Raw genomic sequence first — 25,794 nt, 5'->3', positions numbered from 1 at the left:
GGTTGCTTGGTTGGTGTGAAGGAAACGCGAAAACTCAGCCGCGCCGCATGATGAGTGCGAGCACGGCCATCGAGAGAACGAAACTGATCCAGATGCTGGGTTCCTGCTCCAGCGAGAACCATGCGGCGAACTTGCCCGCCAGGCCGATGAAGGCCAGGTTGATGTAGCCCGCGGTCAGCAGGCCGATGAAGAGCCGGTCGCCGCGGGTGGTGGCGATCGGCAGGAACCCTTTGCGCATGACGGTGGGTGACTTGAGCTCCCACACGGTCATGCCGGCCAGCATCAGCGCGATGCAAGTGAAGAACACCGTCACCGGTGTCGTCCAGACCATCCAGTCGAACATGATTGCTTCCTCGAAGTTAGACGCGACCCATCGCAAAGCCTTTTGCGATGTAGTTGCGGACGAACCAGATGACGATCGCTCCCGGCACGATGGTCAGCACGCCGGCGGCGGCGAGCGTGGCCCAGTCCATGCCCGAGGCGGAAACCGTGCGCGTCATCGTCGCGACGATCGGCTTGGCGTTGACGCTGGTGAGCGTGCGCGCCAGCAGCAGCTCGACCCAGCTGAACATGAAGCAGAAGAACGCCGCCACGCCCACGCCGGCCTTGATCAGGGGGAGGAAGATGGTGGCGAAGAAGCGCGGGAAGGAGTAGCCGTCGATGTACGCCGTCTCGTCGATCTCGCGCGGAATGCCGCTCATGAAGCCTTCCAGGATCCACACGGCAAGCGGAACGTTGAACAGCAGGTGCGCCAGCGCCACCGCGATGTGCGTGTCCATCAGGCCAACGGTGGTGTACAGCTGGAAGAACGGCAGCAGGAACACAGCGGGCGGCGTCATGCGGTTGGTCAACAGCCAGAAGAACACGTGCTTGTCGCCCAGGAAGCTGTAACGCGAGAACGCGTAGGCCGCGGGCAGGGCGACCGCCACAGAAATCACGGTGTTGATCGCGACGTAGATCAGGCTGTTGATATACCCGGAATACCAGCTCTCGTCGGTGAAGATCCGCTGGTAATTGGCCCAGGTGAATTCCTGCGGGAAGAACGAGAAGCTGGAGAGAATTTCGTTGTTGGTCTTGAAGCTCATGTTGACCATCCAGTAGATGGGCAACAGCGCGAAGATGATGTACGCGATGAGGAAGAGAGTCTTGAACTGGAACTTGCCGGCGTTGTTCATACCGTCACCTCTTTCTCTTGCGTACCCACCCGCTGCATCCAGTTGTAGAGGACGAAGCAGAGCAGCAGGATGATGAGGAAGTAGATGAGCGAGAAAGCGGCGGCCGGGCCCAGGTCGAACTGGCCGACGGCTTTCTGCGTGAGGAATTGCGAGAGGAACGTGGTGGCGTTGCCGGGCCCGCCGCCGGTGAGCACGAAGGGCTCGGTGTAGATCATGAAGCTGTCCATGAAGCGCAGCAGCACCGCGATCATCAGCACGCCGCGCATCTTGGGCAGCTGGATGAAGCGGAACACGGCCAGCTTGCTGGCGCCGTCGATGCGTGCCGCTTGGTAGTACGCATCGGGAATCGAACGCAGGCCCGCGTAGCAAAGCAGCGCGACCAACGGCGTCCAATGCCACACGTCCATCGCCAGGACGGTGATCCAGGCATCGCGCGCGTTGCCGGTGTAGCTGTAGTCGATGCCGATCCACTGCAGCGTGGCGCCCAACAGGCCGATGTCGGCGCGGCCGTAGATCTGCCAGATCGTGCCGACCACGTTCCAGGGAATGAGCAGCGAGAGCGCGACGATCACCAGGACCATCGAGGCCTTCCAGCCTGTCGCGGGCATCGAGAGCGCGAGCGCGATGCCCAGCGGAATCTCGACGGCGAGCACGGCGAGGGAAAACGTCAGCTGTCGCAACAAAGCGGCGTGCAGGTCTTCATCGCGCATCACGGCGGCGAACCATTCGGTCCCGACGAAGACGCGCCGCTCGGGCGAGATGATGTCTTGCACCGAGTAGTTGACAACGGTCATCAGCGGCAGGATGGCCGAGAAGGCCACGCAGACCAGCACCGGCAGGATCAGCAGCCAGGCTTTCTGGTTGACGGGCTTTGTTGTCGTGCTCATGTCGGTTGCCTTTCTCCCTCGCCCCTCTGGGGAGAGGGTGGGGTGAGGGGCACCGCGCGCAGAGCCCTCACCCTAGCCCTCTCCCAGAGGGAGAGGGAACAATTGCCGTGCGTGCTCATGCGACGAGCTCCTCGTTCTTGTAGAAGCAGGTGTGCTCACCCACCATCTGCAGCCAGACGGTGTCGCCGCGCTGCGGGGCTTGCGTCTCGGGTGTGAGTCGCGCTTTGACTGGCTGTCCCGCGATAGAAGCGGTGAGCATCAGGTAGGTGCCGATGTCCTGCACTTGCTTGACTTCCGCAGGCAGCGCGCCGGGCGTGCCTTGTGGCACCAGCTTCACGTATTCAGGCCGCACGCCGAGCTTGAGGTCGCCGTCAGGCAGCGGGTTCGGTGCCGCGAACGACAGCGTCGTGCCGGCGATGCGCAGTTCGCCCGGCGCAGCCTGCGCGGCCAGGAAGTTCATGCCCGGCGAGCCGATGAAGTGGCCGACGAAGGTGTGCTGTGGGCGCTCGAAGAGCGCGTCGGCACCGCCGACCTGCACCGCGCGCCCGCGCGTCATCACTACGACCTGTTCGGCGAAGGTGAGTGCCTCCACCTGGTCGTGCGTGACGTAGATGAGCGTGAGCTTGAGCTCGTGGTGGATCTGCTTCAGCTTGCGGCGCAGCTGCCACTTCAAATGCGGATCGATCACCGTGAGCGGCTCGTCGAACAGCACCGCAGACACGTCGGGCCGCACCAGGCCGCGGCCGAGCGAAATTTTCTGCTTGGCGTCAGCGGCCAAGCCGGCAGCGCGCTGGTTCAGCTGGCCGGAGAGCTCCAGCATCTCCGCGATCTCGCCGACGCGCTTGGTGATCTGAGCCTGCGGGACCTTGCGGTTGCGCAAGGGGAAGGCCAGGTTCTCGGCGACAGTCATCGTGTCGTAGATCACCGGGAACTGGAACACCTGCGCGATGTTGCGCTCCTGCGGGCTGCGCTGCGTGACGTCCTGGCCGTCGAACTTCACGCTGCCATGCGACGGCGCGACCAGGCCGGAGATGATGTTGAGCATCGTCGTCTTACCGCAACCGGACGGGCCGAGCAGTGCATAAGCGCCACCGTCCTCGAACGTCATCTTCAGTGGCAGCAGCGCGTAGTCGCTGTCTTGCTTGGGGTTGGGCCTGTAGGCGTGCGCCAGGTCGAGGTCGATGCGGGACATCAGCGGCCTGCCTTTCGTTGAGGTGCGACCAGCAGCGAGCCGGTCGCGTCGAAGACATACACCTGCGCGGGGTTCAGGTACAGCGTGATGGGTGCGCCCAGGTCGAAGTAGTGCACGCCCGTGAGCTGCGCCACCACTTCGCCGACGGAAGTCTCCACGTGCACGAAGGTGTCGGAGCCGGAGATCTCGGCCAGTTCCACCTTGCCCTGCAGCGCGACATCGCCTTCGCGCTTGCCCACTCGCAACGCCCCGGCGCGAACGCCGATGGTGAGCGACTTGGACGCGGCGGCGGGCAGCGGAATCGAAAGTTCAGGTCCGGCATCCAACTTGACGCCGAGCACCGCAGCCTCCGCCGAAATCAGGTTCATCGGCGGATCGCTGAATGCGCGGGCGACGCGCAGCGACTTGGGCGAATGGAACACTTCAGCCGTCGGCCCGTACTGCAGCAGCTCGCCCGCGTCCAGCACGGCGGTGTAACCGCCCAGCAGCAGCGCTTCACCCGGTTCGGTGGTCGCGTAGATCACCGTCGAATCGCCGGCGGCGAACAGCTGGGTCAACTCTTCACGCAGCTCTTCGCGCAACTTGTAGTCCAGGTTCACCAGCGGTTCGTCCAGCAGCATCAGCGGCGCGCCCTTGGCCAGCGCACGCGCCAGTGCCACGCGCTGCTGTTGCCCACCGGAGAGTTCGGCGGGCAGGCGGTCCAGGAACATGTCGATGTGCAGCCGTTCCGCGAGTTCGCGCACGCGCTGCGCGATGTTCTTCTCGCCGCGCAGCTTGAGCGGCGAGGCGATGTTGTCCGCCACCTTGAGCGACGGGTAGTTGATGAACTGCTGGTAGACCATGGCGACGTTGCGCTCGCGCACCGGCATGCCGGTCACGTCCTGGCCATCCACTTGCACGCGGCCATGGCTGGGCGTGTCCAGGCCCGCCATGATCCGCATCAGGCTGGTCTTGCCGGCCTGCGTCGCACCGAGCAGCACCGTCACGGCGCCCGGGCGCGGCGCGAGGTTCATCTCGTAGAGCCAATCCTCCGCGCCGACTTTCTTGCTGATGCCATCCAGGGTCAGCTGCATCACGCGACCTTTTTCATTTGTTCGGTTCCCGTGTTTCCCATCCACTGCGCGACGTCATCGCGCTGCTGGGCGTCGTAATGCAGCCCCAGCTTGCTGCGCCGCCACAGCACGTCGTCGGCCGAGGTGGCCCACTCTTCGCGCTGCAGGTAGTCGAGTTCCGCTTCCCACAGGCCGGGCGCCACTTCGCGTCCCATGCCGGGCGCCGATTCTGCAAGCACTTGATCGATGCGTGAACCATAGGAGCGCGCCATGCGTCGCAGAGGCGACTCTGGTAACCACGGGTAACGTTTGCGCACTTCGGCGGCGAAGCGTTCGAAGTCGGTGTCGGGGCGCTGCGCTACGCCGATCCAGCTGGAGAAATCGCCGCCTGGCAGCGATGCGCCTTCGGTCCAGGCGCTGCGCGCATCGCCGAGCATGCGGCCGACCTGGTCGGCGGCTTCTTCGGCGAGCTTGCGGAACGTGGTGATCTTGCCGCCCCAGATGGAGAGCAGCGGCGCGGCCTGCGTGTTGGGTTCGAGCAGGTAGTCGCGCGTGACGGCGGACGGGTCGCCCGACGCGTCGTCCAGCAACGGTCGCACGCCGGAATAGCTCCACACCACCTCGGACGGATAGACCGGCCGGTTGAAGTAGCGGCTGGCCTGCTCGCACAGGTAGCGCGTCTCTTGCGCGTCGATGCGCGCGCTGCGCGGCTCGCCCTGCAGTTCGACGTCGGTCGTGCCGATCAGCGTGAACTCCCCTTCGTACGGGATGGCGAAGATGATGCGCTTGTCGGCGTTCTGGAACACGTAAGCGTGGTCATGCTCGAAGCGGCGCGGGATGACGATGTGGCTGCCCTTGATGAGACGAAGGCTGCGGCTGGCGAGCGGCTCGCCGTGGGCGGCGCGCGCTTCGTTGCGCAGGAACGACTCGGCCCAGGGGCCGGCCGCGTTCACCAGCGCGCGAGCGCGCACTTGGCGGTTCGCGGTTGCGTTCTGCAGGGTGACGGTCCAGCCGTCAGCGTCGCGCTGTGCGGCCACGCAGCGCGTCCGCGTATGAATGGTGGCGCCGCGCGCTTGCGCATCGAGCGCGGCCAGCACCACGAGCCGCGCGTCGTCGACCCAACCGTCCGAATACACGAAGGCCCGGCCCAGGTGCGGCTGCAGGCAGGCCCCCATTTCGTGGCCGCGCAGGTCGATGGTGGTGGTGCCCGGCAGCACGTCACGGCGCGCCAGGTGGTCATAGAGAAACAGCCCGGCACGGATCATCCAGGCCGGGCGCATCGAGGGGTCGTGCGGCATCACGAAGCGCAGGGGGCGGATGATGTGCGGCGCGCTGCGCATCAGCACCTCACGCTCCTGCAACGCCTTGCGCACCAGCGAGAACTCGTAGTACTCCAGGTAGCGCAAGCCCCCGTGAATGAGCTTGGTGGCCGCGGACGAGGTGTGCGAGGCGAGATCGTCCTGCTCGCACAACGCAACACGCCAGCCGCGCCCGGCCAGGTCGCGGGCAATGCCCGCGCCATTGATGCCGCCGCCCACGACCAGGACGTCGCAATCGAATTCACTCGAAGGCGCGCCGGGTGTGGACGCGGCCGACGCGGCGCCGCGAGGAGGAACGACAACAGACACAGGGATCCCTAATTGAAATGTATCAATGTGTTTTTCGAATCCGTTCTATTGTTGTTCGTTTCGATTCGTTTTAGCTAGGCGTTTTCCCTTAATTCGCTCTTTCTTGTTCGTATTACGCTCGCCGTGGGCGCCAATCGTCCGAAAGAAAAAACGCGTGAATTCAAATCCAAGGCAGCTCAAGCTGCTCGACGTCGTCAGGGGCCGCGGCTCGGCCACGGTGGAAGAACTGGCGGACCAACTGGGCGTGACCTTGCAGACGGTCCGCCGCGACGTACAGCGCCTGGCCGACGAGGGCCTGCTGGCGCGCTTTCATGGCGGCGTGCGGGTGCCCAGTTCCACCATCGAGAACATCGCGCACCAGCAGCGCGAAAGCCTGCATGCGGCAGGCAAGGCCGCTATCGCGCGCGCGGTGGCGAGCCAGGTGCCCAACGACTGTTCTCTGATCATCAACATCGGCACCACGACGGAAGCGATCGCACGCGCGCTGATGGGCCACACGGGCCTGCGCGTGATCACGAACAACCTGAACGTCGCGGCGATCATGAGCAGCAACCCGCAGTGCGAGGTGATCGTTGCCGGCGGGGTGGTGCGCACGCGCGACCGCGGCATCATCGGCGAGCCGGCGGTGGACTTCATTCGCCAGTTCAAGGTCGACATCGCGCTGATCGGCATCTCGGGAATCGAGGCCGACGGGTCGCTCCGCGACTTCGATTACCGCGAGGTAAAGGTTGCGCAAACCATCATCGAGCACTCCCGCGAGGTCTGGCTCGCCGCCGACCACAGCAAGTTCAATCGGCCCGCGATGGTGGAGTTGGCCACGCTCTCGCAGATCGACCGCCTCTTCACCGACAGGCCGCCGTCGGATCCGTTCCCGGCGTTGCTGGCGGACGCCGGAGTGCGCTGCGACATCGCCGCCAACTGAGCCCAGCAGAATCGAACTGAACGAACGCCATGACCTACCTTCTTGCACTCGACCAGGGCACTTCCAGCTCGCGCAGCATCGTCTTCGACCAGAGCGGGCACATCGTCGCGCAGGCCCAGCGTGAGCTGCCGCAGATCTATCCGCAGCCCGGCTGGGTCGAGCACGACCCGATGGAGATCTGGCGCGGCCAACTGGCAACGGCGCAGGACGCCATCGCCCAGGCCGGCATCAAGGCGGCCGACATCCGCGCGCTGGGCATCACCAACCAGCGCGAGACCACCGTCATCTGGAACCGCAAGACCGGCCAGCCGATTCATCACGCCATCGTGTGGCAGGACCGGCGCGGCGAGCCGGTCTGCGCGCAACTGCGTGAGCAGGGGCACGCGCAGCTGATCCAGTCGCGCACGGGTTTGTTGATCGACTCGTATTTCTCCGCAACGAAGATCAAATGGCTGCTCGACAACGTGGCCGGCGCGCGCGAGCAGGCACAGCGCGGCGAACTGGCCTTCGGCACCATCGACAGCTGGCTCATGTGGCAATTGACTGGGGGCGCGCTGCATGCCACTGACGTGACCAACGCTTCGCGCACCATGCTGTTCAACGTGCGCAAGAACGAGTGGGATGCAGAGCTGCTGAAGCTGCTCGATGTTCCCATCGAACTGATGCCCAAGGTGCTGCCTTCCAGCGGGCACTTCGCCGATACCCAGCCGCGGCTGCTGGGCGGCGCGATCATGATCGGTGGCGTCGCCGGCGATCAGCAGAGCGCCTTGTTCGGCCAGGCCTGCTTCAAGGAGGGCATGGCCAAGAACACCTACGGGACTGGCTGCTTCCTGCTGATGAACACCGGCGAGAAGTTCCAGACGTCATCCAACGGTTTGCTCACGACCAGCGCCGCGCAGGTGACGGCGCGCACCGAGTTCGCGACGGAGGGTAGCGTGTTCGTCGGCGGCGCTGTGGTGCAGTGGCTGCGCGACGGGCTGCGCGCGATCAAGGGCAGCGGCGAGGTCCAGTCGCTGGCCGAAAGCGTGCCCGACTCCGGCGGCGTGATGATGGTGCCGGCCTTCACCGGCCTGGGCGCGCCGTACTGGAAGCCCGATGCGCGCGGCACGATCACCGGCCTCACGCGCGGCACGACGGTTGCGCACATCGCTCGTGCGGCGCTGGAGAGCATCGCCTACCAGAGCAGCGCGCTGCTGCAGGCCATGAGCCGCGATGCGGTGGCCGCGGGCGCGGCGCCGGTGAGCGAGTTGCGCGTGGACGGAGGCGCCTGCGTGAACGACCTGCTGATGCAGTTCCAGGCCGACCTGCTGGGCATCCCGGTCGTTCGGCCGGCGGTGACGGAGACCACAGCGCTCGGAGCCGCTTATCTCGCGGGACTCGCGAGCGGTGTCTACAAGAGCACCGAAGAACTCTCAGGCCTGTGGAAGGCCGAGCGGCGCTTCTTGCCGACGCAAGGCGCAGCGCGCGCGGCGGAGCTGATGGCGCGCTGGGAACACGCGGTGCGGCAGGCCACGCTGGCCTGACCGCGCGGGGTGGTCGCTCCGCGGTCTTGCCCCGCTCCCTCTGGGAGAGAGCGGCGGGAAGTGGCTGGGCGCGGACTGCGGGAACGTCAAGCCGATGGCGATGCCGCCTGCGAAGAAGTAGCGACATCATCCTGCCGTTAACCCATCATTTGATGGCGACCTCCGAATAGCCTGCGGGCGCAGCACTTTCAACGGCGGCGACTACGTCCGGCAGCGCAAGTTGAATGCGCGGCCAACTCGTGGTGGAGAGGACGACTATGGAAATGGAGCGGGCCTCAAGGTTCTGCTGATACTTGAGGTTCTTGTCCGTTGTGACGAATACCTCAAAACCCGCGTCTTCGGCCGCCGCAATGAGCGCCCCGTTTTGCAAGGTAGCCCAACCAAGCTCAAATGCGGTCTCAACCGCGTGACCGGTCAGCGCGTGACGCAGTGGCGCCGGAGTGCCTTGGTCAAAGAGAATGCGCACCTAAGCGACTGCCATTGAGCTGCGCGCAGCGTGCTCCAGTACCGCTCGCACTTGTTGCACAGAAACACCTGGAAACCACTGCACGAAGTCGTTGACAGACGCAGCGTCCTCGAGGTTCTCGAAAAGTGCAGCAACGGGTACACGCGTGCCGCGAAAAACCCAAGCGCCGCTCACGCGAAAGGGGTCCTGCTCAACAGCAGCGCAGCTAGACCAGTCGATCATGGAAACAATGGTAGCACCGCGGCGTTTTCGTGGCGGTCAACGCTGGATCGCGGCCCAGCAGCAACAAAAGAGGTCCGCATGATGGGTAGCCCATGGAGTGCGGACAACAGGGGCAAGGTCAGTCACTAAACCGTGATGCCCCGCTTACGTGCCCGATAAGCCAGCTGCGGCCGCGTCACACCCAGCATCCGCGCCGCGGCTGAGAGGTTGCCCTTGCACTGCTCCAGGGCCCGGCGCATCAGCGCCTCTTCGATCTGCGGCAGCGACTGGCGTGTGTCCCCCTGCAACCCCGTACCCATGCCTGTGCCCGCGCCCACGGCCCCGCTCACCCGCGAGGCCGCGGCAGGCGTGTTGCCCGTCTCGCCCAACTCCCCCAGGTGCCCGTCCAGCCGCACCGACAGCACGCTCTTGTCCAGCTTCTCGCCGCTGGTGAACAGGTGGTGCACGTCGATCAGCCCGCCCTCGGGCGCGACGATCAGTGCGCGCTCGATCAGGTTCTGCAGCTCGCGGATGTTGCCCGGGTAGTCGTAGTTCAGCAGCGCCTTGACGGCCGCCTGCGTGAAGCCAGGCACCGAGCGAGCATGCTTGCGGCTGTAGTGCTGCAGGAAATGGCTCATGAGCAGCGGCACGTCGTCGCGCCGCTCGCGCAGCGGCGGCAGGTGGATGGGGAACACATTCAGGCGGAAGAACAGGTCGTCGCGGAACTTGCCTTCGCGCACGGCCTGGCGCAGATCGACGTTGGTGGCGGCGACGACGCGCGTGTCCACCTGGATGCTGCGCGTGCCGCCCACGCGTTCGACCTCGCCTTCTTGCAGCGCGCGCAGCAATTTGCCCTGCGCCACGTAGCTCAGTGTGCCGATCTCGTCGAGGAACAAGGTGCCGCCATGCGCGCGCTCGAAGCGTCCGGGCCGCGCGGCCCCAGCGCCGGTGTAGGCGCCGCGCTCCACACCGAACAGCTCGGACTCGATCAGCGTTTCGGGGATGGCCGCGCAGTTGACGGCGATGAAGGGCTTGGTCCGCCGCGGGCTGATGCTGTGCAGCATGCTGGCAAATTTCTCTTTGCCCACGCCCGACTCGCCGGTGAACAGCACCGTGGCCGACGTCGGCGCCACGCGGTGCAGCAGGTGGCAGGCCGCGTTGAAGGCCGATGAAGCGCCGACCATGGCGTCGGCCTTGCGCGGCGGGTCGGGCAGCTCGGCGGCTTGCTGGGGCGCGGCCGCGTGATGAGCCATGCCCACGAAGTCGCGTGCGCGCAGGTAGCGCATGTCTTCCTCGACGTCGTCCCAGCGCTCCGCCGATTTGCCGATCACGCGGCACTGGGCTTCCCCCATCGAGCGGCAGGCGACTTCACGGAACACCACGAGTCGCCCGAACAGCGTGCTGACGTAGCCCGTGGCATAGCCCACCTGCATCCAGCACGCGGGTGAACCGCCGATGCCGTAAGCGGCGATGTGCTCGTCGTCCTCGCTGGAGTGATGCCAGATGAATTCGCCTTCGTAGTCGTTGGTGTCGGGGTCGTAGCGCGCATGCACGAGCTCGACCTTCACCACGCCTTCCAGCGCATGCAGCCGGGTGCCGGCCATCGCGGCCGCGGCCGGCTCGGCCTCGGGCCAGTGCTGGCGCACCAGCTGCGCGTCGCGCGCGCCGCTGACGTAGCCCGCGCGCGTGAACAGGCCGCGCGCCTTCTCCTGGCCCAGGCTGTCGATCAACTCACGCCGCAGCGACCCCAGCGCCTCGGTGTGCAGCAGCACCATGCGCTGGTCCTGCAGCCAGATGCGGCCGTCGCCCGGCGAGAAGAACAGGCACTCGCTGATGTCGGCAATGGTGGGATGCACCTCGCTGCCGATATGCGAGGCGTCGAAGCGGCTCATGGCGCGGGACACCTCGGCGCCGTCGAAGCGGCCCAGCGCCGCGCCGGTGGCGCGGGCGACGTCGGCCAGCGAAATGCGTTCGGGCGCCGCCGCCGGAGCCGGGCTGGTGAATTCTTGTTTCATCGTTTGGTGAAAGTCATGGCCGATTTTTGATGATTTGGTGAAAAAGCCGATTAGGGAAAACCAGTTATTCCTTGTAACCAGTTGGCCCCCGGGAATACCCCTAACCCTCCCAATGAAACCAGGCCGGCGCGGCCCGCCTTCTGGCCGCCCCCGCACAGCCCTTGGTACGTCCGTTGCGAAAAGAAGCCGCAGTCGCGGATCGTTTTGACCGCGAACAAGGCGATCAACTTTTCACCAAGGAGTGGCAATGGGTGCTTCAGAGAAACTGGCTTTCCTGGACCAGGCGGTCTGGGCGGGCAAGGTGTTCAACGGCGGTTGGGTGCAGCCGGCGGGCGGTGCCCGCGACGTGGTCGAGCCGGCCACCGGCAAGGTCATGGCGGGCGTGGGCATCGCCGACGCGGACGACGTGGCGCTGGCCGCCGCCGCCGCGGCGCAGGCCCAGAAAAGCTGGGCGCAAGTGGCTCCCCGCGAGAAGGCTGCAGTGTTCCAGCGTGCGGCCGCACTGTTCCAGTTGCACTTCGACGAAATGGCGCTGTACGTAGCGCGCGAAACCGGCGCGATCCTGCCCAAGGGCCAGCATGAAGTGCGCGAAGCGATCACGCTGTGCCATCTGGCCGCGGCGATGCCGATGCAGGCGCAAGGCCAGGTCTTGCCCAGCGCGAACGGCACCACCAGCCTCGCCCGCCGCGTGCCGCGTGGCGTGGTGGGCGTGATCTCGCCGTTCAACTTCCCGCTCATACTCACCATCCGCGCCGTGGCGCCGGCGCTCGCCGCCGGCAATGGCGTCGTGATCAAGCCCGACACGCGCACGCCGATCAGCGGCGGCTTCATGATCGCCCGCGTATTCGAAGACGCAGGCCTGCCGCCGGGCCTGCTGCAAGTGTTGCCGGGCGACGCTGTGGCCGGCGAGGCCCTGGTGACCGATCCGCGCGTGACCATGATCGCCTTCACCGGCTCGCCCGCGGTGGGCCGCCGCATCGGCGAGCTGGCCGGCCGCCACCTGAAGAAGGTGACGCTGGAACTGGGCGGCGCCAACAACCTTGTCATCCTGGAAGACGCCGACCTCGACGTGGCCGCGAGCAATGCCGCCTGGGGTGCCTACCTGCACCAGGGCCAGATCTGCATGGCCACCAACCGCATCCTCGTGCACGAGAGCATCGCCGCCGCGCTGACGCAGCGGCTGGTGGCCAAGGCGCAGCACCTGCCGGTGGGCGACGGCGCCAGCGGCCAGGTGGCCCTGGGCCCGCTGATCGACGCGAAGCAGCGTGACCGCGTGCACGCCATCGTGCAGGACAGCATCGCAGCCGGCGCGCAATTGCTGGCCGGCGGCACCAGCGACGGCCTGTTCTACAAGCCCACGGTGCTCACCGGCGTGAAGGCCGGCATGCGCGCCTACGACGAAGAGGTGTTCGGCCCGGTCGCCAACATCATCACCTTCAAGACCGACGACGAGGCCGTGGCGCTGGCCAACAACCACCAGGGCAGCCTGGCCTCGGCGGTGATCTCGCCAAACATCGGCCGGGCCATGGCGATCGCGGCGCAGCTGAACTCGGGGATGGTCCACATCAACGACCAGACCGTCAACGACGAGTGCGTCAACCCCTTCGGCGGCCCCGGCATCGCCGGCAACGGCAGCAGCGTGGGCGGCCCGGCCGACTGGGAGGAATACACCCAGTGGCAGTGGCTGACCATCAAGCAGGCGCCGCATCCCTATCCCTTCTGACCTTCTTCAACACAGGAGACAAACGCATGCAGCTTCAAGGAAAAACCATCGTCGTCACCGGCGTGTCGTCGGGCATCGGTGCCGAGGTCGTGCGCGTGGCCCGCGCCGCCGGCGCCCGCGTCATCGGCATGGACCGCAACGACCCCAGCCTCACGCTCGACGGCTTCGTCAAGGCGGACCTGGGCTCGGTCGCCGCCATCGACGCGGCTATCGCCCAACTGCCCGAGCGCTTCGACGCGCTGTGCAACATCGCCGGCGTGCCCGGCACGGCCGCGGCCAAGCTGGTGGGCGAGGTCAACTACCTGGGCCTGCGCCATCTCACCGAACAGGCGCTGCCGCGCATCGCGCGCGGCGGCTCCATCGTCAACGTGGCGTCCATCCTGGGCGCCGAGTGGCCGCTGCGCCTGGAGCAGCACAAGGCGCTCGCCGCCGCGCAAGGCTTCGACGCGGGTGCGCACTGGTTGCGCGACCACCCGGTTGCGCAAGAGACCTGCTACCAGTACTTCAAGGAAGCGCTGATCGTGTGGAGCGCCACGCAATCGCAGAAGTGGTTCCTGGAGCACGGCGTGCGCATGAACTGTGTGGCGCCGGGCCCGGTGTTCACACCCATCCTGGGCGACTTCGTGAGCATGCTCGGCCAGGAGCGCGTGCAGGCCGACGCGCACCGCATGCTGCGCCCCGGCTTCGCCGACGAGATCGCGCCGGTCATCGCCTGGCTGTGCAGCGACGAGGCGCGCTGGATCAGCGGCGCCAACGTCCCGGTCGATGGTGGACTGGCATCGACGTACATCTGACCTGACCCACAACACATCAAACGAGAGAGACGAGGAGACACGATGACACCTGCATTCAAACCCTTCCGGCGCAACGCGCTGGCCCTGGCTTGCGGCCTGGCCTGTGCGCTCCCGGCGCTGGCCATGGAACTGGATTCCAGCGATCCGGACACCAAGATCCGCCTGGACTTCACGCCCAAGTACAGCCTGGCTTACCGCTTGAAAGACCCGTCGGCCGTGCTGACGTCGCCCGCCGCGCGCGGCGACGGCGGCGTGACCAACGAGAACGACGGCGATGCCAACTTCAAGAAGGGCGTCGTCTCGAACCGCCTCGACCTCCTGACCGAGTTCGACTACAGCCGGGGCAACTGGGGCGTGCGCTTCAGCCACGCCGCCTGGTACGACTCCAAGTACCTGGGCAGCAATGACAACGACGGCACGCTGGGCGTGAGCAACCGCCCGGGCCAGGCGGCCGACGAATTCATTCCCGCCACGCGAAGCCAGCACGGCCGCGGCGGCGAAGTGCTCGATGCGTTCGTCTACGGCAAGGGCACGCTTGGCACCATGCCCGCCTCGATCCGCGTCGGCAAGCACGCGCTGCTGTACGGCGAGAGCCTGTTCTTCGGGCAGAACGGTATCGCCAACGCGCAAGGCCCGGTCGACATCGCGAAGATCGTCTCGGTGCCCAACTGGCAGTTCAAGGAAGTGCTGCTGCCGGTGGAGCAGATCTCGGGCACGCTGCAGGTGGCGGAGGGCGTCACGCTCGGCGGCTACTACCAGCTCAAGTGGCGGCCCAGCAAGATCCCGGGCGCCGGCAGCTACTTCTCCAATCAGGACTACATCGGCGGCGGCATCGTGTACTTCGCGCCGCCCGTCGCGCTCGTCACCGACGACAGCAAGGACCAGTTGCCCGGCAACAGCGGCCAGTTCGGCGCGCAGCTGCGCTGGTCGCCGGCCGGCAGCGCCTACGAATACGGTTTCTACGCCGCGCGCTACCACGACAAGACACCCGCCGTGCCGGTGTTCGACTTCATCAACGGCAATGTGCACAAGGTCTATGCGAAGGGCATCAAGACCGTGGGCGCCAGCGTCACCTCCTCGGTCGGCCAGTTGAACTGGGCGCTCGAAGGATCGCTGCGCGCCGACGCCCCGCTGGCGAACGACCCGGCCGTGTTGGCGGGCGCGCCCTTCATGCCGCCGGCCAACTGCGACGGCACGGCGGCCAACCCCTGCTATGCCATCGGCAAGACGGCGCACCTGAACCTGTCGGGCATCTATGTGCTCAACAAGTCCAGCCTGTGGGACGGCGGCGCCCTGGTGGCCGAGCTCGCCTGGAACCGAGTGCTGAGCGTGACGAAGAATCCGAGCGCCGTCGGCTTCGGTGGCCTCGACCCCAACACCACGAAAGACGCCGCGGCCTTCCGCATGATCTTCGAGCCGCAGTACTTCCAGGTGCTGCCGGGCATGGATCTGTCGATTCCCATCGGCCTGGGCTACAACTTCGGCGGGCGTTCCTCGGCCATCTTCAACTTTGCCGGCGGCGCCAGCAAGGCCGGCGACCTGAGCATCGGCGTCAAAGCCAAGTACCAGAACACCTGGAACGTCGGCATCAGCTACACGGCCTTCTTCGGCAGCGAGAACACCTTCACGGTGGCCGACGCGCGCACACCCACGCGCATGTTGTCCTATGGCCAGACGCTGAAGGACCGCAACTACCTGTCCTTCAACGTCTCCCGCACTTTCTAAAAACTTCGAGACACACCATGACGAAGAACGCAAAACATTCATTGCTGCTGGCCGCCTTGCTGGCTGCCTCCACCGGATCGACGCTGGCCGCCGTCGGCGCCGACGAAGCCGCCAAGCTCAAGTCCACGCTGACGCCCGTGGGCGCGGAGAAGGCCGGCAACAAGGCCGGCACCATTCCCGCCTGGGACGGCGGCCTGGTGAAGGCGCCGGCCGGCTACAAGAACGGCGACGCGCGGCCCGACCCGTACGCCGCTGAGAAACCCGTGCTGTCCATCAACGCGAAGAACATGGCACAGCACGCCGACAAGCTCACCGACGGCGTGCAGGCGTTGATGAAGAAGTACCCCGACTTCCGCATCGACGTGTACCCCACGCACCGCACCGCGGCGGCGCCGCAATCCGTCTACGACAACACCTTCAAGAACGCCACGCGCGCCAAGACCCTCGATGCCGGCCACGGTATCCAGGGTGCGTGGGGCGGCATTCCGTTCCCGATCCCGAAGGACGGCTACGAGGCCATCTGGAACCATCGCCTGGCCTGGAAGGGCGGCAACTACAGCATGCCCGTGCGCGTCTGGGTGGTCACCGCCGACGGCAAGCGCGCGATGGCTTCCGGCGGCGTGCAGACCGTGCGCCAGGCTTACTACGACACCGACGGCAGCCTGGAAAAGTTCGACGGCTACTACCAGTTCGGCAAGTTCGTGGTCAACGCGCCGGGCTCCAAGGCCGGCGAGGCCATCCTGGCGCACGACGGCATGAGCGAAGCGGTGCCGCGCGGGCTGTGGCAATACCTGGTGGGCCAGCGCCGCGTGCGCAAGGCACCGTCCGTTGCCTACGACACGCCCGACTCGGTGACTTCGGGCATCGGCCTGTTCGACGAAGCCTTCAACCTGTTCGGCCCGATCGACAAGCACGAGCTCAAGCTGGTGGGCAAGAAGGAAATCTACATCCCCTACAACAACAACCGCGCCGCCGCCGCCAAGGTGGACGACCTGGTGACGCCGCAGACGCTCAACCCCGCGCAGGTGCGCTGGGAGCTGCACCGGGTGTGGGAAGTGGAGGCCACGCTGGCGGCCGGCAAGCGCCATGTGGTGCCCAAGCGCAAGTACTACATCGACGAGGACTCCTGGCAGATCGTGCTGTTCGACGGCTGGGACGCCAAGGGCGAACTCTGGCGCACCAACTACTCGCTGATGCTGACGGCGCCGGACATTCCCGCGGTGACCAGCTTCGTGATGTGGGGCGGCTATGACATGCAGACCGGCGCCTACTACCTGAACATGGCGTCGAACGAACTGCCCAAGCAGTATGAAGTGGTGCCGCCGATTCCGCGCTCCTTCTTCAGTCCTGAAGCCCTCGCCAACGAAAGCGGTCGCTGATGGCCAGCCTGCTTCCTCATGGCGTGTCGCGGCGCGCCGCGCTCGCGGGGCTGGCCGGCTGGGCTGCTTGTGCCGGGTTGCCGGCGCGCGCCGCCGTGCCCACGGTCCTGGCGCAGCCCGCGGTGATCACGCCCAAAGCGCTGGGCGCAGCCATGCTCGCGGTGACGCGGGCCGGCGCGCGGCTGGTGGCGGTGGGCGAGCGGGGCACGGTGCTGCTGTCGGACGACCACGGGCAGCATTGGAAGCAGGCGGCGGTGCCGGTGCAGGCCACGCTGACCTGCGTGACTTTCGCGAACGAACGCAGCGGCTGGGCGGCCGGCCACCTGGGCGCCATCCTGCGCACCGAAGACGGCGGCCAGACCTGGCGCAAGCAGCTCGACGGCATCGCCGCTGCAGCGCTCGCTATGACCGCTGCCGAACGTTCCGGCGATGCAACGGCGATCGCAGCGGCGCGGCGATTGGTGGAGGAGGGCGCGGACAAGCCCTTCTTCGATCTTGAGTTCGTTGATGCGCAGCGCGGCTTTGCTGCAGGGGCTTACGGGCTGATGTTCTCAACCTCCGATGGCGGCCAGAACTGGGCGCCGTGGAACGCACGCTTGCCGAACCCCAAGAGCCTGCATTTGTATGGCGTGCGCGCCAACGGCAGCACCGTGGTGGTCGCGGGCGAGCAGGGCCTGCTGCTGCGCTCCACCGACGGAGGCGCGCAGTTCGCCTCGCTCGCTTCGCCCTACAAGGGCAGCTTCTTCGGCCTGCTGCGCACGCGCGGCGGTGCGCTCGTGGCGCATGGCTTGCGCGGGTCGGCGTACCGCTCCGTGGACGACGGCGCGCATTGGGACAAGCTGGACAGCGGGTTGCCCACGACGCTCGCCGCCGGCCTGGCCATGCCTTCGGGTGGCTTCGTGCTGGTGAGCCAGTCCGGCGACGTGCTGATGGCGCGTGACGACGCTGGCGTGCTCCAGCGCATTCCCGCCCGCGAGCCCGTGCCCGTGGCCGGCGCGGCGCTGGCGGCCGACGGTGCCCTGGTGCTGGCCAGCCTGCGCGGCATGCGCCGGCTGCCTGCCCTCAATTCCTGACACATGAACACTGCATCTCCCTCCGATACCCAGCCCGTCGTCGCGCGGCTGGAAGACTTCGACGCGCGTTCCGGCTCGGCCGTCGAGCGCGCCTTTTTCAACCACCGGCGCTGGGTCATGGCCGTGTGCCTGCTGCTCACGCTGGTGCTGGGCTGGCAGGCGACGCGGCTGCGGCTGAACGCCAGTTTCGAAAAGACCATCCCCACCGGCCACCCGTACATCGCCAACTACCTGGCGCACAAGAGCGACCTGGGCGGGCAGGCCAACGCGATGCGCCTGGTGGTGCAGGCGCAGCAGGGCACGATCTTCGACAAGGCCTACCTCGACGCGCTGCAGAAGATCAACGACGAGATCTTCCTGTTGCCCGGCGTGGACCGGCCGTTCATGAAGTCGCTGTGGACTTCCAACACCCGCTGGGTGGCGGTGACCGAGGAAGGCCTCGACGGTGGCCCGGTGATCCCCAATGCCTACGACGGCTCGCCGGCCAGCCTGGCCGAGCTGCGCGCCAACGTCGAGCGCTCCGGCGAGATCGGCCAGCTGGTCGCGGCGGACTTCAAGTCCAGCATCGTGTTCGTCCCTTTATTGGACCGCAACCCCAAGACCGGACAGGCGCTGGACTACGGCGACCTGTCGCGCCAGATCGAGGCGCTACGCGCGCGGCACGACAGCGAGGCGGTTCAAGTCCGCGTGACCGGCTTCGCCAAGGTGGTGGGCGACCTCATCGAAGGCCTGCACCAGGTGCTGCTGTTCTTCCTGCTGGCGCTCGCCATCACGACGGTGGTGCTGTACGGCTACACGCGCTGCAAGCGCAGCACGGCGCTGGTGGTGGCGTGCTCGCTGGTCGCGGTGGTGTGGCAGTTCGGGCTGCTGGCGCTGCTGGGCTTCGAGCTCGATCCCTACTCGGTGCTGGTGCCCTTCCTGGTGTTCGCCATCGGCATGAGCCACGGCGCGCAGAAGATGAACGGCATCATGCAGGACATCGGCCGCGGCACACACCGCGTGGTGGCCGCGCGCTACACCTTCCGGCGTTTGTTCGTGGCCGGCCTCACCGCGCTGCTGTGTGACGCGGTGGGCTTCGCGGTGCTGTTCATCATCCAGATCAAGGTCATCCAGGACCTGGCGCTGATCGCCAGCATCGGCGTGGCCGCGCTGATCTTCACCAACCTCGTGCTGCTGCCGGTGCTGCTGTCGTATGTGGGCGTGAGCCCGAAGGCGGCGGAGCGCAGCCTGCGGCTGGAGTCGGCGCAAGACGCACCGCGGCCCTGGCTGTGGGCGCTGCTGGACCGCTTCACCGGCAAGCGCGGCGCCATGATCGCCGTGGCCGGCGGTGCGCTGCTGGCCGCGGCGGGCTTCGCGGTCAGCCTGCACCTGGCTATCGGCGACCTGGATGCGGGCGCGCCCGAGCTGCGGCCCGACTCGCGCTACAACCGCGACAACGCCTTCCTCATCGCCAACTACGCCGCCAGCGCCGACATCCTCACGGTGATGGCCACCACGCCGGCGGACCAGTGCACGCGCTACGAAACGCTGTCGAAGGTGGACGCGTTGGCCTGGCGGCTGGAGCAATTGCCCGGCGTCGAATCCACCAACTCCATGGCCGCGCTGTCGAAACTCGCGATGGTGGGCTACAACGAGGGCAACCTCAAGTGGTTCGAGCTGCTGCCCAACGAAGGCGCGCTGGGCGGCGTGCAGACGCGGGCGCCGCGCGAGCTGTTCAACCAGAACTGCTCCTTCCTGGCTCTGTACGTCTACCTCAAGGACCACAAGGCGGACACGCTGGCACGCGTGGTGTCAGAAGTGGAAAGCTTTGCCGCCGTCCACAACACGCCCGAGGTCACGTTCAAGCTCGCAGCCGGCAGCGCCGGTATAGACGCGGCCACCAACATCGTGGTGGGCAAGGCGATGCGCGAGATGCTGCTGTGGGTGTATGCGGCCGTGGTGTTGCTGTGCTGGGTCACGTTCCGATCCTGGCGCGCGGTGGTGGTAGCCGTGTTGCCGCTCGTGCTCACGTCGATCCTGTGCGAGGCGCTCATGGTGGGCCTGGGCATGGGCGTGAAAGTCGCCACGCTGCCGGTGATCGCGCTGGGCGTGGGCATCGGCGTGGACTACGCGCTGTACGTGCTGAGCGTCACGCTCGCCCGCATGCGCGAAGGCGCGAGCTTGTCCGAGGCCTACGCGCATGCGCTGCAGTTCACGGGCCGCGTGGTCATGCTCACCGGCATCACGCTGGCGCTGGCCGTGGGCACCTGGGCTTTCTCGCCCATCAAGTTCCAGGCCGACATGGGCATCCTGCTGGCCTTCATGTTCGTCTGGAACATGGTGGGCGCGCTGGTGCTGCTGCCCGCGCTGGGCTACTTCCTGCTGCGGCCGACGGTTCAGTCGGACCAGGCCGTGCCAGCAGCTGCCTTGGCCTGAGATGAAGCCCATGTGGACTACGCGGCTGGCGGCACTTGTGCTCGGGGTCGGTGCCGCTGTGGCACAGGCCGCGCCTGATCCCATCGTCATCGGCCAATCGCTTCCGCTGACCGGCGCGGGATTTCCCGCGGCCAACCGGGTGATCGCCGGCGCTAAGGCCTATGTCGAGCGCGTCAACGCATCCGGCGGCGTCCTGGGCCGCCCGCTGGAACTGGTGACACTCGATGACGGTGGCGATCCCAAGCGGCATTCCGCGAACCTGGCGACGCTGGTGCGGCAGAACCGCGCAGTGGCCATCGTCAATTGCCTGGGTGAGCGGGCGTGCCTCGCGGCAAGCGAGGCGACGCGGGAGTTGCGGGTGCCGCTGGTCGGGCCGATGTCCGGCGCGCAGGCCCTGCGGTCGGCCGACCGCCAGCACGTGTTCACACTGCGGCCCGACGATGCTCACGAGGCGGGCGCATTGGCACGCCAACTGCTCGCCATCGGAATCTCGCGCACGGTCTTGCTGACCGACGATGCCGAGCCGGCGCGCAGCGCAGCACTGGCGGCGGCCTTGCAGCTTGCCGGCCTGCACACGACGCGTATTGAGGTCGAAGCGCGAGTCGAGGCTATGGAAGCGGCATTTCTGCGCATCGGGCCGGCCGCACCGCAAGCGCTGGTGCTGAACCTGGGGCATGAGGGACTGGATGCGCTGGCCCGCCTGCCGGCTTCGGCGCAGGCGCGTGTGCCTTCCACCATCGCTACGCTGTCCTCCGCGGGGCTCACGCAGCTGACTCGCCTGTTCCGCGACCGGCTGATCGGCTACACCAGCATCGTCCCGAATCCGGAACTGACGCGCCTGCCCATCGTGCGCGACCTGCAGCGCGACGCCGACGAATTCATCGGGCCCGAAGCGCTGACCTTCGAGGGCCTGGAGGCCTACCTGAACCTGCGCCTGTGCGCCGAAGCATTGCGCCGCGCCGGCGCACGACCCGATGGTTCGCGGCTCGCCGAAGCGATCGAAGGCTTGGGCAGCTTGGACCTGGGCGGCTTCCGGCTCACGTTCGGCCGCGGTCGGCACCACGGCTCGGATCTGGTCGAGATCGGCATGCGCGCCCGCGACGGCCGGTTGCTTCGATGACCCACCCCCCACTGCAACTGACGAACCACTGAAGGACCGCAATGACCACAACCTCCATCCCCGCCGTTCTCGAAACGGCCCCCCTCGACCCGGCGCTGGCCGGCTTTCTGGCGCAGGCCGCCGCTCAAGGCAACCCGCCGCTGGAGACGCTGCCGCCGCCGGTGGCGCGCCAGATCTACCGCGACCTGGCTGCAGGCCTAGGCCTGCCGGCGCCGGGCATCGTGTCCGCGAGCGACCGCACCATCGACGGGCCGGCCGGGCCGCTGCCCTTGCGCGTCTACCGGCCCGGCGTGGCGCAAGGCGAACTCCCCCTGTTGCTGTACGTGCACGGCGGCGGCTACGTGATCGGCGATCTCGAAACGCACGACAAGGTGTGCCGCACGCTGTGCCATGAAGTGGCGGCAGTGGTGGTGGCCGTGGACTACCGGCTGGCGCCCGAGCACCCATTCCCGGCGGCCATCGATGACGTGACCCGCGCCCTGCGCTGGGTGGCTGCGCATGCGCGTGAACTCGGTGCCGACCCGTCGCGCATCGCGGTGGCCGGTGACAGCGCGGGCGCGCAGCTCTGCGCCACTGCGGCGCTGCGCGTTCGCGAAAGCATCCCGGTTTGCGCGGTGGGCCTCATCTACCCGGTGGCGCAGCACTTCAGCGAGCCCAGCCCCTCGATGGCCGAAAACGGCGAAGGCAAGTTCCTCACCACAGGCGTCATGAAGTGGTTCATCGACGCCTACCTGGGCGGCCGCAGCGAGCTGGCGCGGCATCCCGACTTCGCCCTGCTGCACTCGACTTCGCTCGCGTCGCTGCCCCCGACCTGGGTCGCCACCATGGGCCATGACCCGCTGCGCGACGAAGGCCATGCCCTGGCCCAGCGCATCGCGCAGGCCGGTGTGGCTACCGAGCATCGCCACTACCCGGGCGCCATCCACGCCTGCATCCACTTCACCGCGGTGTCGCCGGTGGGCAATCAGATCATGGTCGACCTGGCGGCGTGGCTGCGCGTGCAACTGTCGCGCGCAACGGCCTGACACCCGCAGGCGCACCGCCACAACAACCACTGAAGGAGACTGTCATGCCATCGAATCGAGGTGTCGCTTACATCAAACAAGGCCAGGTCGAAGTCCAGTCGATTCCGTTTCCGGAACTGACGGACCCGCGCGGCCGCCGCATCGACCACGGGGTGATCCTGAAGGTGGTCAGCACGAACATCTGCGGCTCAGACCAGCACATGGTGCGTGGTCGCACCACCGCACCGGCGGGCCTCATCCTGGGCCACGAGATCACCGGCGAGGTGCTGGAGATTGGCCGCGACGTCGAGACCTTGAAGCCGGGCGACCTCGTGTCCGTGCCCTTCAACGTGGCGTGCGGCCGCTGCCGTACTTGCAAGGAGCAGCACACGGGGGTGTGCCTCACTGTCAATCCGGCGCGGGCCGGCGGCGCGTACGGGTATGTGGACATGGGCGGCTGGGTCGGCGGCCAGGCCGAGTACGTGATGGTGCCGTATGCCGACTTCAACCTGCTGAAGTTTCCCGACAAGGCGCAGGCGCTGGAGAAGATCCGCGACCTGACCTGCCTGTCCGACATCCTGCCCACCGGATACCACGGCGCGGTGACCGCCGGTGTCGGCCCCGGCAGCACCGTGTACGTGGCCGGAGCCGGCCCGGTGGGCCTGGCCGCCGCGGCCTCGGCCCAGCTGCTGGGCGCCGCCGTCGTGATCGTCGGCGACGTCAATCCGGCGCGCCTGGTGCACGCGCGCAAGGTCGGCTTCCAGACGGTGGACCTGTCGCTGGACGCGACGTTGTCCGAACAGATCGAGCAGATTCTGGGCACGCCCGAGGTCGATTGCGCGGTCGACGCCGTGGGCTTCGAAGCGCGTGGCCATGGCCACGAAGGCGCGCAGCACGAGGCGCCCGCGACGGTGCTGAACTCGCTGATGGAAGTGACCCGCGCGGCCGGCAAGATCGGCATCCCGGGCCTGTACGTCACCGACGATCCGGGCGGCGTGGACGACGCGGCCAAGCGCGGCGCCCTGAGCGTGCGCCTGGGCCTGGGCTGGGCCAAATCGCACAGCTTCTTCACCGGCCAGACGCCGGTCATGAAATACAACCGCGCGCTGATGCAGGCCATCCTGTGGGACCGCATCAAGATCGCCGAGACGGTCGGCGTGCAGGTGATCTCGCTCGACGAAGCGCCGCAGGGCTACGCCGAATTCGACGCCGGCGCGCCCAAGAAGTTCGTCATCGACCCGCACCGCATGCTCCAGGCAGCAGCCTGATTTCAGTTCCTCTTTTCCACAAGGCAACATCATGAACACCGCATTTCGCGCTTCCCTCCTGGCCGCCTTGCTGGCCGCCACCGCCGCCGCCCGCGCCGACATCACCATCGGCGTCAGCTTGTCGCTGACCGGCCCGCTGTCTTCGCTGGGCATCCCGCAAAAGAACTCGCTGGCCCTGTGGCCCGACAGCATCGCCGGTGAAAAAATCAAGCTCGTCGTGCTCGACGATGCAACCGACCCGACGACGGCGGTGAAGAACGCGCGCAAGTTCGCGACCGAGGACAAGGTCGACCTGATCCTGGGCTCGTCCAGCGTGCCCAACGTGATCGCCATCGCCGGCGTGGCGCTGGAGCAGAAGGTGCCGCAGCTGGGCATGGCGCCGTTCGACCTGCCCAAGGACAAGGGCCAGTGGACGTTCATCCTGCCGCAGCCCATGGGCCTGATGGCCGAGACCGTGGCGCAGAAGATGAAGGCCGACAAGGTGCAGACCGTGGCCTTCTTCGGCTTCAACGAATCCTATGGCGACGCCTGGAAGGGGCTGTTCGGCGCGGCGGCGGCCAAGCAGGGGATCAAGGTGGTGGCCGAGGAGCGCTATGCACCCATGGACACCTCGGTGGTGGCGCAAACCGTGAAGATCCTCTCCACCAAGCCCGACGCCGTGCTGATCGTCGGTGCCGGCACGCCCGCCGCGCTGCCGCAGCTGTCGCTGCGCGACAAGGGCTACACCGGCCGCATCTACCAGACCCACGGCGCCGCGTCGCCCGAGCTGCTGCGCGTGGGCGGCAAGGCGATGGAGGGCACGGTGATGCCTGCCGGTCCGATGCTGGTGGCTGAGCAACTGGCGGCGGGCAATCCGGTGAAGGCACCGGGCGTCGACTACGTGACCCGTTACGAGCAGAAGTACGGCGCCGCGTCGCGCAGCCAGTTCGGCGCGCACGCGCAGGACGCCCTGCTGGTGCTGCAACGTGTCGTGCCGCTGGCGCTCAAGAAGGCCAAGCCCGGCACCCCGGAGTTCCGCGCCGCGCTGCGCGATGCGATCGAGAGCGAAAAGGAAATGGTGGTCACGCACGGCGTTCTCAACTACACCCCTGACAACCATGGCGGCTTCGACGGCCGTGGCGTGGTCATGCTGACGGTCGAAAAAGGCCAGTTCAAGCTGATCAAGTAAGCCGGACTGAAAGCGCTTGCCATGGACGTGCCCATCTTCCTGGTGCTGTTGCAGGACGGCGTGGCCAACGGCGCGGTGTACGCGCTGCTGGCCATGGCCACCGTGCTGCTGTTCGCGGTGACGCGGGTGATCTTCATTCCGCTGGGTGCGTTCGCGGCGTATGCAGCGCTCACGCTGGGCATGCTTCAGCTGGGCCGCGTGCCGGGCACGGCGGCGCTGCTGGCGGCCCTGGCGCTGATCGCTGCCGTCCTGGATGGCGTTGGAGCCTGGCGCGCAGGACAACGTGCAGCCGCAAAGCTCGCGCTGCAAGCCCTGCGCACCTTGGCCTGGCCGCTCGGTCTGGCCTTGCTCGCGTGTGTGCTCGCCCCCGCACAGGCACCGCTGCTGGTGCAGGCCCTGCTGGCACTCGCTCTTGTCTCTTCACTCGGCCCGCTGATCTACCGGCTGGCGTTCCAGCCGCTGGCCGATGCCAGCGTGCTGGTGCTGCTGATCGCCTCGGTGGCCGTGCACTATGTGCTGACCGGGCTGGGCCTGGTGTTCTTCGGCGCGGAGGGATTTCGCAATCCACCGTTCTGGGATGCGAGCTTTTCCGTGGGCCCGCTCACCTTCACCGGCCAGATGCTGATCACGCTGGCGGTGACGCCGCTGCTGATCGCGGCCCTGTGGCTGTTCTTCGAGCGCGCGCTGCATGGCAAGGCGCTGCGCGCCGCCGCCGTGAACCGGCTGGGCGCGCGGCTGGTGGGCATCTCCACGCCCGGCGCGGGCCGGCTGGCCTTCACCATGGCGGCCTTCATCGGTGCCCTGGCCGGTCTGCTGCTGGGCCCGAGCACCACCATGTTCTACGACAGTGGCTTCCTGATCGGGCTCAAGGGCTTCGTCGCCGCGGTATTCGCCGCCTTGTCCAGCTATCCATTGGCCCTGGCCGGCGCGTTGGGCGTCGGCGTGCTGGAGTCGTTCAGCTCGTTCTGGGCCAGCGCCTTGAAAGAGGCGATCGTGTTCGCGGCCATTTTGCCGGTGCTGTTGTGGCGTTCGCTGCGCAGCCCGGCGGCGCTTGAGGAATGATC

Annotated in this window: 22 protein-coding genes; 13 read left to right on the top strand and 9 right to left on the bottom strand. The window is 67.1% G+C overall.

From position 1 onward, the window contains the following. Window positions 1-34 precede the first annotated feature (34 nt). The 6 genes from EEB15_RS03185 to glpD all read right to left on the bottom strand — a co-directional run bounded on the left by EEB15_RS03185 (window position 35) and on the right by glpD (window position 5,934). On the bottom strand, window positions 35-343 hold the full coding sequence (locus EEB15_RS03185; RefSeq protein ID WP_141508097.1) for a DUF2160 domain-containing protein: 309 nt from the start codon (window positions 341-343) through the stop codon (window positions 35-37). 16 nt (window positions 344-359) lie between these two features. Next, window positions 360-1,175, bottom strand: a complete 816-nt coding sequence (locus EEB15_RS03180; RefSeq protein ID WP_141508096.1) for a carbohydrate ABC transporter permease — start codon at window positions 1,173-1,175, stop codon at window positions 360-362. After that, window positions 1,172-2,062, bottom strand: a complete 891-nt coding sequence (locus EEB15_RS03175) for a carbohydrate ABC transporter permease (protein WP_141508095.1) — start codon at window positions 2,060-2,062, stop codon at window positions 1,172-1,174. The genes EEB15_RS03180 and EEB15_RS03175 overlap by 4 nt, the downstream gene beginning before the upstream one ends. Before the next feature lie 115 nt (window positions 2,063-2,177). Then, window positions 2,178-3,254, bottom strand: coding sequence for an ABC transporter ATP-binding protein (locus EEB15_RS03170; RefSeq protein ID WP_141508094.1), 1,077 nt, complete (start codon window positions 3,252-3,254; stop codon window positions 2,178-2,180). Next, window positions 3,254-4,327 (bottom strand): ABC transporter ATP-binding protein, encoded by a 1,074-nt coding sequence (locus EEB15_RS03165; RefSeq protein ID WP_141508093.1) that lies wholly within the window; start codon window positions 4,325-4,327, stop codon window positions 3,254-3,256. Before EEB15_RS03165 ends, EEB15_RS03170 begins: the two co-directional genes overlap by 1 nt. Further along, complete coding sequence (glpD, locus tag EEB15_RS03160; protein ID WP_199236445.1) at window positions 4,327-5,934, bottom strand: glycerol-3-phosphate dehydrogenase; 1,608 nt, start codon at window positions 5,932-5,934, stop codon at window positions 4,327-4,329. Before glpD ends, EEB15_RS03165 begins: the two co-directional genes overlap by 1 nt. A 154-nt stretch (window positions 5,935-6,088) precedes the next feature. Between glpD and EEB15_RS03155 the strand changes: the two genes are divergently transcribed. Together EEB15_RS03155 and glpK are read left to right on the top strand one after the other, a co-directional pair. After that, window positions 6,089-6,856 carry a DeoR/GlpR family DNA-binding transcription regulator gene (locus EEB15_RS03155; protein WP_141508091.1) on the top strand — a complete coding sequence of 256 codons (768 nt, stop codon included), beginning with the start codon at window positions 6,089-6,091 and terminating at the stop codon, window positions 6,854-6,856. A gap of 29 nt (window positions 6,857-6,885) precedes the next feature. Then, window positions 6,886-8,379 carry a glycerol kinase GlpK gene (glpK, locus tag EEB15_RS03150; protein ID WP_141508090.1) on the top strand — a complete coding sequence of 498 codons (1,494 nt, stop codon included), beginning with the start codon at window positions 6,886-6,888 and terminating at the stop codon, window positions 8,377-8,379. Window positions 8,380-8,524: 145 nt separating this feature from the next. Here glpK and EEB15_RS03145 read toward each other — a convergent pair whose 3' ends face one another. From EEB15_RS03145 to EEB15_RS03135, 3 genes are all read right to left on the bottom strand, one after another. Beyond that, window positions 8,525-8,845: a hypothetical protein gene (locus EEB15_RS03145; RefSeq protein WP_141508089.1), complete on the bottom strand. Its 321-nt coding sequence runs from the start codon at window positions 8,843-8,845 to the stop codon at window positions 8,525-8,527. Then, window positions 8,846-9,067 carry a DUF433 domain-containing protein gene (locus EEB15_RS34560; RefSeq protein ID WP_141508088.1) on the bottom strand — a complete coding sequence of 74 codons (222 nt, stop codon included), beginning with the start codon at window positions 9,065-9,067 and terminating at the stop codon, window positions 8,846-8,848. A 125-nt stretch (window positions 9,068-9,192) separates the two neighbouring features. Next, window positions 9,193-11,061 carry a sigma-54-dependent Fis family transcriptional regulator gene (locus tag EEB15_RS03135; RefSeq protein ID WP_141508087.1) on the bottom strand — a complete coding sequence of 623 codons (1,869 nt, stop codon included), beginning with the start codon at window positions 11,059-11,061 and terminating at the stop codon, window positions 9,193-9,195. A gap of 247 nt (window positions 11,062-11,308) precedes the next feature. Here EEB15_RS03135 and EEB15_RS03130 point away from each other — a divergent pair, with 247 nt between their 5' ends. The 11 genes from EEB15_RS03130 to EEB15_RS03080 are packed head-to-tail and all read left to right on the top strand — an operon-like array spanning window position 11,309 to window position 25,792. Continuing rightward, window positions 11,309-12,784, top strand: coding sequence for a benzaldehyde dehydrogenase (locus EEB15_RS03130; RefSeq protein WP_141508086.1), 1,476 nt, complete (start codon window positions 11,309-11,311; stop codon window positions 12,782-12,784). A 26-nt stretch (window positions 12,785-12,810) separates the two neighbouring features. Then, the gene (locus tag EEB15_RS03125; RefSeq protein WP_141508085.1) at window positions 12,811-13,578 is read left to right on the top strand and encodes a coniferyl-alcohol dehydrogenase; all 768 of its coding nucleotides are present in this window, start codon (window positions 12,811-12,813) and stop codon (window positions 13,576-13,578) included. A 42-nt stretch (window positions 13,579-13,620) separates the two neighbouring features. Beyond that, window positions 13,621-15,303 (top strand): DUF1302 domain-containing protein, encoded by a 1,683-nt coding sequence (locus EEB15_RS03120; RefSeq protein ID WP_141508084.1) that lies wholly within the window; start codon window positions 13,621-13,623, stop codon window positions 15,301-15,303. 17 nt (window positions 15,304-15,320) lie between these two features. Next, window positions 15,321-16,682 carry a DUF1329 domain-containing protein gene (locus tag EEB15_RS03115; protein ID WP_141508083.1) on the top strand — a complete coding sequence of 454 codons (1,362 nt, stop codon included), beginning with the start codon at window positions 15,321-15,323 and terminating at the stop codon, window positions 16,680-16,682. Then, window positions 16,682-17,755: a YCF48-related protein gene (locus EEB15_RS03110; protein WP_141508082.1), complete on the top strand. Its 1,074-nt coding sequence runs from the start codon at window positions 16,682-16,684 to the stop codon at window positions 17,753-17,755. Before EEB15_RS03115 ends, EEB15_RS03110 begins: the two co-directional genes overlap by 1 nt. A gap of 3 nt (window positions 17,756-17,758) precedes the next feature. Continuing rightward, a complete protein-coding gene (locus tag EEB15_RS03105; protein ID WP_141508081.1) occupies window positions 17,759-20,170 on the top strand; it encodes an RND family transporter in 2,412 nt (803 codons plus the stop codon). A 1-nt stretch (window position 20,171) separates the two neighbouring features. Continuing rightward, entirely contained in the window at window positions 20,172-21,290 is a 1,119-nt protein-coding gene (locus EEB15_RS03100; protein WP_141508080.1) for an ABC transporter substrate-binding protein, read from the top strand. A gap of 41 nt (window positions 21,291-21,331) precedes the next feature. Beyond that, the gene (locus EEB15_RS03095; RefSeq protein WP_141508079.1) at window positions 21,332-22,315 is read left to right on the top strand and encodes an alpha/beta hydrolase; all 984 of its coding nucleotides are present in this window, start codon (window positions 21,332-21,334) and stop codon (window positions 22,313-22,315) included. 44 nt (window positions 22,316-22,359) lie between these two features. Beyond that, window positions 22,360-23,562, top strand: coding sequence for a formaldehyde dehydrogenase, glutathione-independent (gene fdhA / locus EEB15_RS03090; RefSeq protein WP_141508078.1), 1,203 nt, complete (start codon window positions 22,360-22,362; stop codon window positions 23,560-23,562). Window positions 23,563-23,593: 31 nt separating this feature from the next. Further along, on the top strand, window positions 23,594-24,730 hold the full coding sequence (locus tag EEB15_RS03085; protein ID WP_141508077.1) for an ABC transporter substrate-binding protein: 1,137 nt from the start codon (window positions 23,594-23,596) through the stop codon (window positions 24,728-24,730). Window positions 24,731-24,751: 21 nt separating this feature from the next. Further along, complete coding sequence (locus EEB15_RS03080; RefSeq protein WP_141508076.1) at window positions 24,752-25,792, top strand: branched-chain amino acid ABC transporter permease; 1,041 nt, start codon at window positions 24,752-24,754, stop codon at window positions 25,790-25,792. The last annotated feature ends 2 nt before the right edge of the window (window positions 25,793-25,794 follow it).

It is taken from the genome of Ramlibacter sp. WS9, from assembly GCF_003797765.1.
Taxonomy (GTDB): domain Bacteria; phylum Pseudomonadota; class Gammaproteobacteria; order Burkholderiales; family Burkholderiaceae_C; genus Ramlibacter.
The sequence above is the reverse complement of the archived record's forward strand: the minus strand, read 5'-3'. Positions and strand labels throughout refer to the sequence as shown.